Below are 15,659 nucleotides of genomic sequence, written 5' to 3'. Positions count from 1 at the left end.
ATTTCATGGCGTCTGCTGGCTGTACTCGTGCGCGTCTGGCCGTCACCGCATCGGCCTTCGTTCTTTCCGTCGCCGCCGCCGGGCCGGCCTTGGCGCAGGAGTTGGCGCTGGAAGCCACGGCCGTCGGCGACATCATCGTCACGGCGCAGAAGCGCGAGCAGTCGATTCAGGACGTACCGATCGCCGTCTCGGCCTTTTCGGCTGAAAATCTGGACGCGCTGAAGATCGAGGGCGGCTCCGAGCTGATGCGGGCGATCCCGAACGTCAGCTTCTCCAAGGCCAACTTCAGCATGTATAATTTCTCGATCCGCGGGATCGGGACCAAGGCCATCTCGGCCAGCAGCGACCCGGCCGTGGCCGTCAGCTTCAACAACACCCCCCTGATCCGCAACCGCCTGTTCGAGCAGGAATATCTGGACGTGAACCGGGTCGAGGTGCTGCGCGGGCCGCAGGGCACGCTCTACGGCCGCAACGCCACCGGCGGCGTGGTCAACATGATCCCCATGCTGCCGGGGCCGGACTTCGACGCCATGCTCAAGGCCGAAGCCGGCAACTACGGCTCCATGCGCGGCCAGATGATGGTCAATATCCCGCTGACCGAGACCCTGTGGCTGCGGGGCGCCGCATCGACGACCAAGCGCGAGGGCTTCGACCACAACACCTTCAAGGACACCAGGGTCAACAACCGCGACATGTGGTCGACGCGGCTGTCGGCGGCGTGGGAGCCGGTCGATCGTTTCCGCAGCAACCTGATCTGGGAGCATTTCGAAGAGGACGACCGGCGCTCCCGAACCGGCAAGCAGCTCTGCACCACTGACCCGGGGCCGACGAAGGTCGGCAATTACACCATCACCGAGCCTTTGTTCCGCAATCGGTTGAGCCAGGGCTGCCTGCCTGGATCCCTGTATGACGATGCGGCCTTCGGCGTCCCCAACGGCGGGTCCTTCGCTCACATCTTCTCCGCCTCGTTCTCGTTCGGTAATAATGCGCAGAGGCAGGCTGTGCCGACGATCCGGCTCGGCACCGACCCCTATGCCGGCCTGACGCAGTCCCGCAACCTGCGCGAGATCGCGACGAGCTATGATCCGCTCTTTCGCGTGAAGAACGACGTGGTCCAGTTGAACATGGAATTCGACGTCAACGATCGGCTGAAGCTGATCTCACAAACAGCCTATGCCGATGACAACTATTACTCAACCCAGGATTACAACCGATTCGTCTCCAATCCCCTGTTCTCCAGCACCGATGGATTGTTCGATATCTTCGGGAAGCCGATCATCGGCCCTTCGGCCTTGCCTGGCGGCTATTACACCGACCCTCAGCTCGGCACCTCAAATCGCATGGTGTCGGCTGATCTGAGCCAGTCCGACAATCGTCAGTGGTCGCAGGAACTGCGTCTGCAATCGGATTTCGATGGACGGTTCAATTTCAGCCTGGGCGCCAACTATCTGGATTTCAAATCCCAGGATGATTATTACGTCTTCAACAATGTTTTCACGCTGTTGGCGGAATATTTTTACAACGTTGTTGTCGGCTCTCCAACGAACATGGGGCGCCAGACGCAGGTTTGCGGTCCTCAGACGACAAAGGAATGCATCTACGTCGATCCGACGCCGCTCAGTCATCTGGCCGGGGACGGGCACAACTATTTCCGCAGCAAGAACGTCATCCACACCCGGTCCTGGGCCGTGTTCGGCGAGGGGTACTGGGATCTGACGCCGGACGTGCGGCTGACCGCGGGCCTGCGCTACACCGATGACCACAAGGTCAGCACCCCCTATCCCAGCCAGTTGCTGCTGGGCGCCGACCGGGGCAATCCGGGCGGATCGTCCGGCGGCTATGTCAGCCGCGGCTATCCGGCCTTGCCCGACATCGATCAGCGCTGGGACGCGGTCACGGGCCGGCTGGTCCTGGACTGGAAGCCGGTGACTCGCTTCACCGACGACACCCTGGTCTATGCCTCCTTTGCGCGCGGCTATAAGGGGGGCGGCGCCAATCCGCCGCGCGTCGACATCAATCCGGCCGTGATCCAGTATCAGCCGCTGGCCGAGACGTTCGAGCCGGAATACGTCAACGCCTTTGAGATCGGGACCAAGAATTCGCTTTACGACGGCAGTCTGAGGCTGAATCTCACGGCCTTCTACTATGACTATACGGACTACCAGGTCTCGCAGATCGTCGACCGCATTTCTCTGAATGAGAATTTCGACGCCCGCAGCATGGGGCTGGAGCTGGAGACGGTCTTTCAGCCGAACCGCAACTTCCGGCTTGACGCCAACCTCGGCTATTTGAAGACCCGGATCGGCGACGGCGAAAGCTCCATCGACGTCATGAACCGCACCCAGGGCAATCCCGACTGGATGGTGCTGCGCCCGTGGCTGCAGGTGCCGTCCAACTGCATCGCGCCCACCCGACATGTCGAAACCATTCTGGCGCGGGGCGGGAATGTCTCCTCGACGGTGATCGCGCTTCAGGCCCTGTGCAGCGGATCCCAGCGCACGGGCAGTTTCAGCCCGGATTATCCGTCGCTGCTGAAATACTGGCAGACCTACGGATTTGAATACAATCCCTTAAAAGACGCTCCGAACGGCGGGCGCGGGTTCGCGGCGGATCTGGGCGGCAACGAACTGCCCAATGCGCCCAACTGGACCGCCAACCTGGGCGCCCAATACACCTTCTTCCTGGGCGGCTGGGATCTGACGGTTCGGGGCGATTATTACTATCAGGGCAGCAGCTACGCCCGCGTTTACAACACCGAATATGATCGTCTGAAGTCCTGGGACAACGCCAACCTGTCGGTGACGCTGGAACGTCCTGAAGACGGACTGGTCGTCCAGGCCTATGTCAAGAATCTGTTCGACAAGACGCCGATCACGGACGCCTTCACCAACAGCGACGACACCGGCCTGACCACCAACGTCTTCACCCTGGACCCCCGCCTGATCGCCGTCAGCGTCTCCAAGACCTTCTGATCCGCCGAGAGAAGCCGCTCCCGCGTCGGGGGCGGCTTATCCCTTGCGCCTGTGGTTTCCATTGTCCGTTGAAGTTTCATAGCTCATGAATGCAACCAAAGATTGATATTGACATAATTATCAACCCATGGTGATGTTTTCAGGCATTCAAATCAGTGGATGCGAATAGGGAGGTAATAAAATGTACAAGAAGATCGCCGCGGTCTCGGCCGCTTTGCTTGTTGCTGCCTCGTTTTCGGCTCCGGCCTTCGCTCACGTATCGCCGGCTCCGACCACTGTAAGCTTGGATGGTTTTCTCAATCTTTCGCAAACGCTGAATATCAACTGCGCGGCCAGCCTTACGCTGACCATCAATGCTGACGGCCATACCGGCAGCATCACGGGCGGCAGCATTGATCCGGGCGACTGGCAATGCGCCCTGGTCAATCCGTCCAACTTCCCCTGGGCCGTGACTATCGGCCATGCGGACGCCAACGGCGATGCGCCGGTGACGATCTCGGGCCTGAGCTCGACGTCGATCGCGGGCGACTGCTCGGGCAATGTGAGCGGCACCATCTCCAGTCCGGGGGTGATCGTGCTGGACGACACCATTCCCGGCGTTCCCGGACCCTGTCACATCTCGGGCGCGCTGGTCAGCTCGTCGTCGCTGACCGTTTCCTAAGGCGCGTTCAGGCCGTCCGGTCGGGGCGCGGCCCGGCTGGACGGCTACCCCTTCGCGGCGCGCGGCCTGGGCGCCAGACGATGAGCCTGTTCGCGGCAAAGGGTCTTGATCCAGCGCCGCGCCGCCTTCAGCCGCGCCGTGCCGTGCACCTCGCGGTGGGTGCTGAGCCAGAAGCGCCGCTCGATCAGCACTTCGTCCGCCAGAACCCGCCTCAGCCCCTCGGCCAGGAAGCAGGGCAGGACGCCGATCCCCCCGCCCGCCGCGATCATGTCCCGCTGGGCCCGGATCGAGGACGACGCCAGGCGCGGGCGCAGGTTGGGACGAATCTCGTCCAGATAGTGCAGTTCCGGCGCATAGATCAGGTCGTCGACGTAGCCGACCATGTCGAAGAGCGGCAGGTCGTCCACGCTGTCGGGCGCGCCGTGCCGGGCCAGATGCTCGGGCGCGGCGTAGAGCGCCAGCTGATAGGGTGTCAGCGGCTCGACGATCAGGCGCGGCCCGGCGGCTGGGCTGAGGGTGATGGCCATGTCCACCTCGCGGCGGCTGGGCGACAGGAAGCCGGAGCTGGCGGCCAGCTCGATGTTCAGCCCCGGATGCGCCGCCAGCAGGCCGGGCAGGGCGGGGGCCAGGACGGCGCCGCCGAAGCCTTCCGAGGCGCTGATCCGCACCGTCCCGGCGATCAGGTCGGGCTGGGTGACGCGCCCGGCGGCCTCCATGGCGCTTTCGGCGTCCAGCGCCCGTTCCAGCAACTGCGCGCCCGTCGCCGTCAGTTGCAGGCCGGTTGCCGAGCGCACCAGCAACGTCGACTTCAGCGCCGTCTCCAGCCGCGCCACGCGCCGCCCGACCGTGGCCGCGTCCACGCCCAGCCGCTGCGCCGCCGTCGCCAGCGACCCGGCGCGGGCGGCGGCCAGAAACACCCTCAGATCATCCCAATCGAACATATGCAGAAATGCACATCATCACCTGCAAGATTGCAATGGGCCTGACCGCGCCCCTCTGCTAGGGCAGGCTCACGAAGAACCATAAATCAGCGGGAGAGACGCCAATGCGCGACATTCGCCACTTCATCGACGGTGCGGCTTTCGAGGGGGCGTCGGGCCGCTTCGGCGACGTCTTCAACCCCAACACCGGCGAGGTTCAGGCCCGCGTCCAGCTGGCCACGCCGTCGGAGCTGGATCGGGCGGTCCAGTCGGCGCAGGCCGCCTTCGAGGGCTGGTCCGCGACCAACCCGCAGCGCCGCGCCCGCGTCATGTTCGAGTTCAAGCGCCTGGTCGAGGCGAACATGAATGAACTGGCCGAACTGCTGTCCAGCGAGCACGGCAAGGTCATCGCCGACTCCAAGGGCGACATCCAGCGCGGCCTGGAAGTGATCGAGTTCGCCTGCGGCATCCCGCACGCCTCGAAGGGCGAATACACCTATGGCGCCGGTCCGGGCATCGACGTCTATTCCATGCGCCAGCCGCTGGGCGTGGTCGCGGGCATCACCCCGTTCAACTTCCCCGGCATGATCCCGATGTGGATGTTCGGCGTGGCCATCGCCGCGGGCAACACCTTCATCCTGAAGCCGTCCGAGCGCGACCCGTCCCTGCCGGTGCGTCTGGGCGAACTGATGATGGAGGCGGGCGCCCCCGCCGGCGTGCTGAACGTCGTCCACGGCGACAAGGTCGCGGTCGACGCCATCCTCGAACACCCGCTGATCCACGCCGTCAGCTTCGTCGGCTCGTCCGACATCGCCCACTACGTCTTCCAGAAGGGCGCGGCCCACGGCAAGCGCGTCCAGGCCATGGGCGGCGCCAAGAACCACGGCATCGTCCTGCCCGACGCGGACATGGATCAGGTCATCAAGGACCTGACCGGCGCCGCCTACGGCTCGGCCGGCGAGCGCTGTATGGCCCTGCCGGTCGTGGTGCCGGTCGGCCAGCGCACGGCCGACGAACTGCGCGAGCGTCTGGTCGCCGAAATCCCGCACCTGCGCGTCGGCGTCTCGACCGACGCCGAGGCCCACTACGGCCCCGTCGTCACCGCCCAGCACAAGGAGCGCGTGCTCGGCTGGATCAACAAGGGCGTCCAGGAAGGCGCCGAACTGGTCGTCGACGGCCGCGACTTCAGCCTGCAGGGGCACGAGAAGGGCTACTTTATCGGCCCGTCGCTGTTCGATCATGTGAAGCCGGAAATGGAGTCCTACCGCGAGGAGATCTTCGGCCCGGTGCTGCAGATCGTCCGCGCCGCCAGCTTCGAGGAGGCGCTGAGCCTGCCCAGCAAGCACCAGTACGGCAACGGCGTCGCCATCTTCACCCAGAACGGCCGCGCGGCCCGCGACTTCGCCGCCCGCGTCAACGTCGGCATGGTCGGCATCAACGTGCCGATCCCGGTGCCGGTGGCCTATCACACCTTCGGCGGCTGGAAGCGTTCGGCCTTCGGCGACATCAACCAGCACGGCATGGAAGGCGTCCGCTTCTGGACCAAGACCAAGACCGTGACGGCCCGCTGGCCGGACAGCGCGCTGGAGCACGCCGACAGCAGCTTCGTCATCCCGACGATGGGCTGATCCTGACCCTCTCCCGATGGGAGAGGGCTTGAGCCTCGGAGAGCGAAGCGATCCGCTAAGGCGAAAGGGTGAGGGTTCAAGCTGTCAGTCGGCGGCAGCCGTTGCGATACGGCTTACGCCGACTGTGGCTGGGAACCCTCATCCGCCCCTTCGGGGCACCTTCTCCCATCGGGAGAAGGATTCCTATGGGTGTGAAGGATTCAGGTGAGCGTATACGGGATCACCCCCCGCTCATTCTCAGGCACGGCCAGCGTGCGGTCGATCGGCGGAAACGCCCGCTGCGTGCAGTCCGTCCGCTCGCAGATGCGGCAGTTGACCCCCATGCGCGTCGGCGGCCCGTTCAGGTCCAGCCCGTCGGCATAGACCAGCTGCGCCGCGTGCTCGATCTCGCAGCCCAGGCCCAGAGCATAGCGTCGGTCCGGCTCGAGGAACGACCCGCCCGGCTTGGACACGCTCTTGGCGAGGCAGACGTAGCGGGCGCCGTCCGGCATTTCCGACAGATTGACCAGGATGCGGTCCGGGGCGCTGAAGGCCTCGTGCACGTTCCACAGGGGGCAGGCGCCCCCGAAGCGGGCGAACTGGAAGCGCGTCGCGCTGTGCCGCTTGGTGATGTTCCCCGCCATGTCCACCCGCGCGAAGTAGAAGGGCACGCCGCGCCAGCCGGGCCTCTGTAACGTGCTCAGCCGGTGGCAGGCCTGCTCGAAGCTGACGTGGAAGCGGTTGCGCAGACGGTCCACGTCGTGCCGCAGCTCCCGCGCCGCCTCCAGAAAGGCGCGATAAGGCAGCAGCAGCGCCCCCGCGGCGTAGTTGGCCAGGCCGACCCGGCACACGTCGCGCGCGGCGGGAATGTCGAAGGCGGCGTGATCCAGTTCGTGCTCGATCAGATCTTCGAACCGCAGCCGCACCAGCTGGTGCGCCATCTGGAAGGCGCGGGTGGCGCCCGGCAGGCTGGCGTCGACGTAGAGGATGCGCGCGCTCGGATCGAAGCGCCGCATGGCGCCGCGCGCCTGACCCGTGGCGACGCGCACGCCGCACAGGTCGTTCAGCGCGGCCTCAAGCGCGCGCTCCGGATGGACGCCGTCGCCCAGGTTCAGCTGCGCGGCCAAGTCCTCCGCCGCCCGGTCCAGGGCGTCGATGTAGTTGTCGCGATAGTGGAAGAAGTCGCGCACCGCCTCATAGGGCAGGGCGGGGGCGGCCGCCGTGCCGCGCTCGTCCCGGCCCAGGGTTTCGTTCAGCGTCTTCAGCCGCTCGTCCAGACGGCGATAGTCCTGGTGCAGGGCCAGGAACTGCCGCGCCAGCCGGGGCGCGTTCATGGCCGCCTGCTTCAGCTCGCCCGCCGTCGGCGCCTCGGCGTGGCCAGCGACGTCGGTGGTCGCCTCGCGCAGGTCGGCGATCAGGCGCGCGTCGCCGTCCAGGTCGAACAGGCTGGCGTCCACGTCGAAGGCGCGCGTCAGGGCGATCAGCACCCGCGCCGTGGCCGGGCGCTGGTTGGTCTCGATCTGCGACAGGTAGGAGGGCGACAGCGCCAGCCGCCCGGCGCACTGCTCCAGCGTCCAGCCGCGCGTCTCGCGCAGCTTGCGGACCTTGGTCCCGAAGTAGAGTTTCTCAGCCATAATCCGCGCCGCTCTGGGCGTTGCAACTTTGCAAAAATGCCTGCCCTCCTTGGCAGGCTTACGCACTTACGCACCTTTTGCAAAGTTGCGATTGCCTTTCTGCGATGAACCGGCTTGTTGGACCCTGAACGAAGTCAGGGAGTCGCCCAACCATGAGCCAGGCCATCCTCGAGGAGCTCGAGCGCCGTCGCGCCGCCGCCAAGCTGGGCGGGGGCGAGAAGCGCATCGCCAGCCAGCACGCCAAGGGCAAGCTGACCGCCCGCGAACGCATCGGCGTCCTGCTGGACGAAGGCTCCTTCGAAGAGACCGACATGTTCGTGGAGCACCGCAGCCACGACTTCGGCATGGCCGAGCAGCGCATCCCCGGCGACGGCGTCGTCACCGGGCGCGGCACCATCAATGGCCGCCTGGTCTATGTCTTCTCGAAGGACTTCACGGTGTTCGGCGGCTCGCTGTCGGGCGCCCACGCGGCCAAGATCGTCAAGATCCAGAAGATGGCCCTGACGGCGGGCGCGCCGATCATCGGCCTGTTCGACGCGGGCGGCGCGCGTATTCAGGAGGGCGTGGAGAGCCTCGCCGGTTACGCCGACATCTTCCTGCAGAACACCCTGGCCTCGGGCGTCATTCCGCAGATCTCGGTCATCATGGGGCCGTGCGCGGGCGGCGACGTCTATTCGCCCGCGATCACCGACTTCATCTTCATGGTGAAGGACACCTCCTACATGTATGTGACCGGCCCCGACGTGGTGAAGACCGTCACCAACGAGGTCGTCAGCCACGAGGACCTGGGCGGCGCCCGCGTCCATGCGGGCAAGTCGGGGGTCGCCGACGGCGCCTTCGAGAACGATCTGGAGGCCCTGTCGGAGGTGCGCCGCCTGATCGGCTTCCTGCCGCTGTCGAACCGCGAGACGCCGCCGGTCCGCGAAACCTATGACGAGCCGGATCGCGACGAGGCCAGCCTCGACACCCTGGTCCCGGCCAATCCGAACCAGCCCTATGACATGAAGGAACTGATCCTGAAGACGGTCGACGAGGCCGACTTCTTCGAGATCGGCGCCGACTTCGCCAAGAACATCATCTGCGGCTTCGGACGTCTGGACGGCCAGCCGGTCGGCGTCGTCGGCAACCAGCCCCAGACCCTGGCGGGCGTGCTGGACATCGACAGCAGCCGCAAGGCCGCGCGCTTCGTGCGTTTCTGCGACGCCTTCCATATCCCGCTGGTGACCTTCGTCGACGTGCCGGGCTTCATGCCGGGCACGAAGCAGGAGTACGGCGCCCTGATCAAGCACGGCGCCAAGCTGCTGTTCGCCTATGCCGAGGCCACGGTGCCCAAGCTGACGGTCATCACGCGCAAGGCCTATGGCGGCGCCTATGACGTCATGAGCTCCAAACACCTGCGCGGCGACGTCAACTACGCCTGGCCCACCGCCGAGATCGCGGTCATGGGCGCCAAGGGCGCGGTCGAGATCATCTTCCGCAAGGAAGCCGGCGACCCCGAGGCCCTGGCGGCGCGCGAGGCCGAGTACAAGGAACGCTTCGCCAACCCCTTCGTGGCGGCCGGGCTCGGCTACATCGACGACGTCATCATGCCCCACGGCACCCGCCGTCGCCTGATCAAGGCGCTGAAGACGCTGAAGAACAAGACCCAGGAAAATCCCTGGAAGAAGCACGACAACATCCCGCTGTAAGGCCCAGAAATGTTCGATAAAATTCTGATCGCCAACCGCGGCGAAATTGCTGTTCGCGTCATCAAGACCTGCCGTCGCATGGGCATCAAGACGGTGGTCGTCTACTCCGACGCCGACGCCGGTTCGCTGGCGTGCGAGATGGCGGACGAGACGGTTCACATCGGCCCGTCGCCCGCCGCGCAGTCCTATCTGATCCAGGACAAGATCGTGGACGCCGTGAAGCAGACGGGGGCGCAGGCGGTGCACCCCGGTTTCGGCTTCCTGTCGGAGAACGCCGGGTTTGCGCGGCGGTTGAAGGCCGAGGGCATCGCCTTCATCGGGCCGAACCCCGAGGCGATCGACGCCATGGGCGACAAGATCACCTCCAAGAAGTTCGCCGCCGAGGCCGGCGTCTCGACCGTGCCGGGCCACATGGGCCTGATCGAAACGCCGGACGAGGCGGTGAAGATCGCGCGCGAGATCGGCTATCCGGTGATGATCAAGGCCTCGGCCGGGGGCGGGGGCAAGGGCATCCGCGTCGCCCATTCGGACGACGACATGGCCGAGGGCTTCGCCGCCGTGAAGGCCGAGGCGCTGAACGCCTTCGGCGACGACCGCGTCTTCCTCGAGAAGTTCATCGTCGACCCGCGCCACATCGAGATTCAGGTGCTGGGCGACAAGCACGGCAACGTCATCCACCTGTTCGAGCGCGAATGCTCGATCCAGCGCCGCAACCAGAAGGTCATCGAGGAGGCGCCGTCGCCCCTGCTGGACGAGGCGACCCGCGCCGCCATGGGGGCGCAGGCCGTCGCCCTGGCCAAGGCGGTGAATTATGACTCGGCCGGCACGGTCGAGTTCGTCGCCGGTCAGGACAAGTCCTTCTTCTTCCTGGAGATGAACACGCGTCTGCAGGTCGAGCATCCGGTGACGGAGCTGATCACCGGCGTCGATCTGGTCGAGCAGATGATCCGCTCGGCCTGGGGCGAGCAACTGGCGATCAAGCAGGACGACCTGTCGATCAACGGCTGGGCCATCGAGAGCCGCATCTACGCCGAAGACCCCTATCGCGGCTTCCTGCCGTCGATCGGCCGTCTGGTGCGCTATGAGCAGCCGGAAGAGGGCGAACACTCCAATTCTGGGGGCGACTACACCGTCCGCAACGATTCCGGCGTCCGCGAGGGCGACGAGATCAGCATGTTCTACGACCCCATGATCGCCAAGCTGTGCGCCTGGGGCGAGACGCGTGACGACGCCGTGCGCGGCATGGCCCGCGCGCTGGAGGACACCCATCTGGCGGGACTGGGCCACAATGTGCCCTTCCTGGCGGCGGTCATGGATCAGGAACGCTTCCGGTCCGGCCAGCTGTCGACCAGCTACATCAAGGACGAGTTCCCCGAGGGCTTCCACGGCCTGGCGCCGACTCCGGAGCAGGTGAAGATCCTGATCGCCTCGGCCGTGGCCATGAACGAGGTCATCGCCGAACAGGACGGCGACCCCAGCGAGCGCACTGACTGGACCGTGCTGGTCGACAAGGCGGCCTATGAGGTCGAGGTCGGTTATGACGAGGCCGAAGACCTGATCGTGGCCATCGACGGCGAGGAAGTCTCCCTGTCGGAGATCGACTGGCGTCCGGGCCTTTCGCTGTTCAAGGCGGTGCTGGACGAGGACGCCTTCACCGCCGAGGTGAAGCGCGCCGCCGATGGCTTCGACATCCGCCACCGCGCGGCCAAGGCGCGGGTGCGCGTGCTGCGCCCCGACGTGGCGCATCTCTACGCCCTGCTGCCCGAGAAGCAGGCGGCGGACACCTCCAAGCAGGTGCTGTCGCCGATGCCGGGTCTGGTGGTCGACATCCCCGTGACCGAGGGCCAGGAGGTCAAGTCCGGCGAGACCGTGGCCATCATCGAGGCCATGAAGATGCAGAACATCCTCAAGGCCGAGCTCGACGGCAAGGTGAAGGCGGTGAAGGCCAAGGCCGGCGATCCGGTCGCCGCCGACGACGTGCTGGTGGAGTTCGAGTGATGCTTCCTCTCTTTCGTCATCCTCCGGCGCTCCGCAGGAGCGACCGGGGGACCCAGCGGCGCCGCAGCGAAGCGAAGGCGACAGCGCCGCGTTTCGATGGGGCGCACGGCGTGCGTGACAGCTTCGCGCTTTCGCGCGCCGCTGGGTCCCCCGGTCTGCGCCGCTGCGCGGCTGGCCGGAGGATGACGAAGGTAGAAGGAGCGGCCGCATGACCTTCCCCAATCCCACCCCGCTGGAGTGGCGCGAAGCCGCCGTCAAGGCGCTGAAAGAGCGTCCGCTGGAAAGCCTCATCCATCTGGATGCGGACCATCTGGCGACCAAGCCGCTGTATGGGGCGGCGAACGGCGCCGAGCTGGTGTTCGCGCCCCGGCCCTCGGACTCCGAAGGCCGGGCCTGGGACGTGCGGGCGCTGAACGAGGGCGAGGACGCGGACGCCCTGAACCGCGCTATCCTGACCGATCTGGAGAACGGGGCGGCGTCCATCCTGATCGCTGGGCCGGCAGCGGCGGACGCTGCGAAACTGGCGCGCGCCCTCGACGGCGTGGCGCTGGAACTGGCGCCGGTGGCGCTGGATGCCGGGTTCGAGGGCGTGAAGGCGGCGGAGGCCCTGTCGATGGCCGCCAAGGGCTCGCCCCGCGCCAAGCTGGCCTTCCACCTCGATCCGATCTCGGCCTATGCCGAGGCGGGCGGGGCGCCGGGCGACTTCGCGGCCATCATGACCGAAACGGCCAAGGCGGCGGCGACCCATGCCGCGACCTATCCCGAGGCGACGCTGTTCATGGCCTCGGGCCGCGTGGCGCATGAGGCGGGCGGCTCCATCGCGCAGGAACTGGCCTTCGCCGCATCGTCGGCCGTGGCCTATGTGAAGGCGGCCGTCGAAGCGGGCCTGTCGGCCGAGGCGGCGCTGAAGGGCGTGGTTCTGGGCGTGGCCGTGGACCAGGCCTATTTCGACTCCCTGGCGAAGATCCGCGCCCTGCGCCTGATCTGGGCCAGCGTTTCCAAGGCGTTCGGCGCCGAGGTTCCGGCGATCATCGAAGCACGCTCGTCGCGACGGATGCTGTCGGCGCGCGATCCGTGGCCGAACATGCTGCGCCTGACGGCGGCCGGATTCGCCGGGGCCGTGGGCGGGGCCGATGCCTTGGTGCTGGACGGCTTCACCCGCGCGGCGGGCCTGCCGGACGACTTCGCCAAGCGTCAGGCGCGCAACACCCAGTTGATCCTGATGGAAGAATCCAACCTGGGCCGCGTCGATGATCCGGCCAGCGGCTCCTGGTATCTGGACGCGCGGACCCGGGAACTGGCGGAAGCCGCCTGGGCCGAGTTTCAGGTCTATGAGGCGGAAGGCGGCGTCATCGCCTGTCTGGAAGGCGGGGTGATCCAGCCCCGCATCGCCCGCGCCCGCGACATGGCGCAAAAAGCCTTCAAGGACGGCGTCGCCCAGATTGTCGGCGTCACCAAATTCGTCGACCCGGACGTGCGCCCCGCGCCCGTGACGCCCGCGCCCGCCGCGCCTGTCGTCATCGGGGCGTTCGAGGCCTTGGCTCCCGTGCGCTTCGCCGCCGCCTTCGAGGAGGCCGCCCAATGAGCTTTCCTGACTTCTCCAAGATCGCCCTCGACCTCGACGCCACCGGCGCCGGGCCTGAGCGCGCGCCGTGGAGCACGCCCGAAGGCCTGACGGTCGAGACCACCTATGGCCCCGAGGCTGTCGAGGGGCTGGACTTCATCCACGGCCTGCCGGGCTTCGCCCCCTTCGTCCGCGGGCCCTATCCGACCATGTATGCGGGCGCGCCCTGGACGATCCGCCAGTATGCGGGCTTCTCGACCGCCGAGGAGTCCAACGCCTTCTATCGCCGCAACCTGGCCGCCGGTCAGAAAGGTCTGTCGGTCGCCTTCGATCTGGCCACCCACCGAGGCTATGACAGCGACCACCCTCGGGTGAAGGGCGACGTCGGCATGGCCGGCGTGGCCATCGACAGCATTCTGGACATGCGGACCCTGTTCGACGGCATTCCGCTGGACCAGATGTCGGTGTCCATGACCATGAACGGGGCGGTGCTGCCGATCCTGGCCCTCTACGTCGTGGCGGGCGAGGAGCAGGGCGTCGATCACGCCAAGCTGACCGGGACCATTCAGAACGACATTCTGAAGGAGTTCATGGTCCGCAACACCTACATCTATCCGCCCGCGCCCTCGATGCGAATCATCGCCGACATCTTCGAGTGGACGGCGAAGGAAACGCCCAAGTTCAACTCCATCTCCATCTCCGGCTACCACATGCAGGAGGCGGGGGCCTCGGCGGACATCGAACTGGCCTACACACTGTCGGACGGGATCGAATACCTGCGCGCGGGCAAGGCGGCGGGCATGGAGATCGACCGGTTCGCGCCGCGCCTGAGCTTCTTCTGGGCCATCGGCATGAACTACTTCATGGAGGTCGCCAAGATGCGCGCCGGCCGCCTGCTGTGGGCCGAGGCGGTCAAGCGCGAAGGCGGCGTCAATCCGAAGTCGCTGTCCCTGCGGACCCACTGCCAGACCTCGGGCTGGTCGCTGGCGGCGCAGGACGTGTTCAATAATGTACCGCGCACCATGGTCGAGTGCATGGCGGCGGCGGGCGGCCAGACGCAGAGCCTGCACACCAATGCGCTGGACGAGGCGCTGGCCCTGCCGACCGACTTCTCGGCCCGGATCGCGCGCAACACCCAGATTCTGGCGCAGGCCGAGACGGGCCTGACCCGCGTCATCGACCCGTGGGGCGGCAGCTTCTACGTCGAGCGCTTGACCCAGGAGCTGGCCACCAAGGCTCGCGCCCTGATGGAGGAGGTCGAGGCCTACGGCGGCATGGCCAAGGCCATCGAGGCGGGCATTCCCAAGCTGCGGATCGAGGAATCCGCCGCCAAGACTCAGGCCCGCATCGACACCGGCCAGCAGACGGTCGTGGGGGTGAACAAATATCTGAACCCCGTGGTCGACGACATTCCGATGCTGAAGGTCGACAACGCCGAGGTGCGCGCCCGCCAGATCGAGAAGCTGCAACGCCTGAAGGCCGAGCGCGACGAGGCGGCGACGCAGGCCGCGCTGGACGCCCTGACCGAGGGCGCGCGCGGGAACGCCAACCTGATGGAGCTGTCGGTGCGGGCCGCCCGCGCCAAGGCCACCGTCGGCGAAATCTCCGACGCGCTGGAGGCCGCCTTCGGCCGCCACATCGCCACGGTGAAGACCGTCTCGGGCGTCTACGCCAAGGAGGCCGGGAACGATCCCAAGGTCGCCCGCGCCCGCTCGATGGTCGCGGCCTTCGTCGAGAACGACGGCGGCCCGCCGCGCATCCTGATCGCCAAGCTGGGCCAGGACGGCCACGACCGGGGCCAGAAGGTCGTCGCCACTGGCTATGGCGACATCGGCTTCGACGTGACGGCGGGGGCTCTGTTCCAGACGCCCGCCGAGGCCGCGCGCGATGCGGTCGAGAAGAACGTCCACGCGGTCGGCGCCTCGTCGCTGGCGGCGGGGCACCTTACGCTTGTGCCCGAGCTGAAGGCCGAACTGGCCAAGCTGGGGCGCGAGGACATCATGATCGTGGTCGGCGGCGTCATCCCGCCGTCGGACGTGCAGCCCCTGATCGATATGGGCGCGGCGGCCGTCTATCCGCCCGGCTCGGTCATCGCCGAGACGGCCGTGGACCTGATCGAGAAGCTGAACCAGCGCCTGGGCTATGCCCAGCCCGCGCCTGCGGAGAAGAAATGATGATCGGCGCTCTCAACCACGTCGGCGTCGCCACGCCCTCCATCGCCGAGTCGATCAAACTGTATCGTGATATTCTGGGCGCGACGAAGATCGGCGAGCCGTTCGACCTGCCGGCGCAGGGGGTGAAGGTTTGCTTCATCGATACGCCGACCGCTCAGATCGAACTGATCGAGCCCTATGACGAGACCAGCCCGATCACCGGCTTCCTGGCCAAGAATCCCAAGGGCGGACAGCACCACGTCTGCTTCGAGGTGGCCGACATCCACGCGGCCATCGCCGAGATGCGCGCCAAGGGCGTGACCATCCTGGGCACGGGCGAACCCCGCATCGGCGCGCATGGGACGCCGGTGGTCTTCCTGCATCCCAAGGAGATGGGCGGGGTGCTGATCGAATTGATGGAGACGCCGAAAGAGGCGCACTGAAGATAAAAGGCCCGGTCGT

Annotated in this window: 10 protein-coding genes; 8 read left to right on the top strand and 2 right to left on the bottom strand. The window is 66.6% G+C overall.

The features are described from left to right. The first annotated feature begins 5 nt into the window (after nt 1–5). Together D8I30_RS00760 and D8I30_RS00755 are read left to right on the top strand one after the other, a co-directional pair. Nucleotides 6–2,972, top strand: a complete 2,967-nt coding sequence (locus D8I30_RS00760) for a TonB-dependent receptor (RefSeq protein ID WP_121481034.1) — start codon at nt 6–8, stop codon at nt 2,970–2,972. A 181-nt stretch (nt 2,973–3,153) separates the two neighbouring features. Continuing rightward, nucleotides 3,154–3,633: a protein activator of alkane oxidation PraB gene (locus D8I30_RS00755; RefSeq protein ID WP_121481033.1), complete on the top strand. Its 480-nt coding sequence runs from the start codon at nt 3,154–3,156 to the stop codon at nt 3,631–3,633. Nucleotides 3,634–3,677: 44 nt separating this feature from the next. On the opposite strand, the gene D8I30_RS00750 is transcribed toward D8I30_RS00755, so the two are convergent. Then, the gene (locus tag D8I30_RS00750; RefSeq protein WP_121481032.1) at nt 3,678–4,574 is read right to left on the bottom strand and encodes a LysR family transcriptional regulator; all 897 of its coding nucleotides are present in this window, start codon (nt 4,572–4,574) and stop codon (nt 3,678–3,680) included. Between the two features lie 104 nt (nt 4,575–4,678). Here D8I30_RS00750 and D8I30_RS00745 point away from each other — a divergent pair, with 104 nt between their 5' ends. After that, nucleotides 4,679–6,181, top strand: coding sequence for a CoA-acylating methylmalonate-semialdehyde dehydrogenase (locus tag D8I30_RS00745; RefSeq protein ID WP_121481031.1), 1,503 nt, complete (start codon nt 4,679–4,681; stop codon nt 6,179–6,181). Nucleotides 6,182–6,381: 200 nt separating this feature from the next. Here D8I30_RS00745 and D8I30_RS00740 read toward each other — a convergent pair whose 3' ends face one another. Continuing rightward, on the bottom strand, nt 6,382–7,794 hold the full coding sequence (locus D8I30_RS00740; protein ID WP_121481030.1) for a short-chain fatty acyl-CoA regulator family protein: 1,413 nt from the start codon (nt 7,792–7,794) through the stop codon (nt 6,382–6,384). Nucleotides 7,795–7,946: 152 nt separating this feature from the next. Between D8I30_RS00740 and D8I30_RS00735 the strand changes: the two genes are divergently transcribed. The 5 genes from D8I30_RS00735 (at nt 7,947) to mce (ending at nt 15,640) form a co-directional block, all read left to right on the top strand. Beyond that, nucleotides 7,947–9,482 (top strand): acyl-CoA carboxylase subunit beta, encoded by a 1,536-nt coding sequence (locus tag D8I30_RS00735; RefSeq protein WP_121481029.1) that lies wholly within the window; start codon nt 7,947–7,949, stop codon nt 9,480–9,482. Between the two features lie 9 nt (nt 9,483–9,491). Next, on the top strand, nt 9,492–11,480 hold the full coding sequence (locus D8I30_RS00730) for an acetyl-CoA carboxylase biotin carboxylase subunit (RefSeq protein ID WP_121481028.1): 1,989 nt from the start codon (nt 9,492–9,494) through the stop codon (nt 11,478–11,480). Between the two features lie 208 nt (nt 11,481–11,688). After that, nucleotides 11,689–13,065, top strand: coding sequence for a methylmalonyl-CoA mutase family protein (locus tag D8I30_RS00725; protein WP_121481027.1), 1,377 nt, complete (start codon nt 11,689–11,691; stop codon nt 13,063–13,065). Next, nucleotides 13,062–15,218 (top strand): methylmalonyl-CoA mutase, encoded by a 2,157-nt coding sequence (gene scpA, locus D8I30_RS00720; protein ID WP_121481026.1) that lies wholly within the window; start codon nt 13,062–13,064, stop codon nt 15,216–15,218. Before D8I30_RS00725 ends, scpA begins: the two co-directional genes overlap by 4 nt. After that, nucleotides 15,218–15,640: a methylmalonyl-CoA epimerase gene (gene mce, locus D8I30_RS00715; protein WP_205570731.1), complete on the top strand. Its 423-nt coding sequence runs from the start codon at nt 15,218–15,220 to the stop codon at nt 15,638–15,640. The genes scpA and mce overlap by 1 nt, the downstream gene beginning before the upstream one ends. The last annotated feature ends 19 nt before the right edge of the window (nt 15,641–15,659 follow it).

The organism is Brevundimonas naejangsanensis (genome assembly GCF_003627995.1).
In the GTDB taxonomy this organism is placed as follows: Bacteria; Pseudomonadota; Alphaproteobacteria; order Caulobacterales; family Caulobacteraceae; genus Brevundimonas; species Brevundimonas naejangsanensis_B.
Note: the sequence above shows the minus strand (reverse complement) of the source record. Positions and strands in the feature narration are given on the sequence as shown.

Excerpts from the sequence above, each read along its gene's own strand:
- D8I30_RS00760 (WP_121481034.1), top strand. The coding sequence starts at position 6 with ATGGCGTCTGCTGGCTGTACTCGTGCGCGTCTGGCCGTCACCGCATCG.
- D8I30_RS00755 (WP_121481033.1), top strand. The coding sequence starts at position 3,154 with ATGTACAAGAAGATCGCCGCGGTCTCGGCCGCTTTGCTTGTTGCTGCC.
- D8I30_RS00750 (WP_121481032.1), bottom strand. The coding sequence starts at position 4,574 with ATGTTCGATTGGGATGATCTGAGGGTGTTTCTGGCCGCCGCCCGCGCC.
- D8I30_RS00745 (WP_121481031.1), top strand. The coding sequence starts at position 4,679 with ATGCGCGACATTCGCCACTTCATCGACGGTGCGGCTTTCGAGGGGGCG.
- D8I30_RS00740 (WP_121481030.1), bottom strand. The coding sequence starts at position 7,794 with ATGGCTGAGAAACTCTACTTCGGGACCAAGGTCCGCAAGCTGCGCGAG.
- D8I30_RS00735 (WP_121481029.1), top strand. The coding sequence starts at position 7,947 with ATGAGCCAGGCCATCCTCGAGGAGCTCGAGCGCCGTCGCGCCGCCGCC.
- D8I30_RS00730 (WP_121481028.1), top strand. The coding sequence starts at position 9,492 with ATGTTCGATAAAATTCTGATCGCCAACCGCGGCGAAATTGCTGTTCGC.
- D8I30_RS00725 (WP_121481027.1), top strand. The coding sequence starts at position 11,689 with ATGACCTTCCCCAATCCCACCCCGCTGGAGTGGCGCGAAGCCGCCGTC.
- scpA (WP_121481026.1), top strand. The coding sequence starts at position 13,062 with ATGAGCTTTCCTGACTTCTCCAAGATCGCCCTCGACCTCGACGCCACC.
- mce (WP_205570731.1), top strand. The coding sequence starts at position 15,218 with ATGATCGGCGCTCTCAACCACGTCGGCGTCGCCACGCCCTCCATCGCC.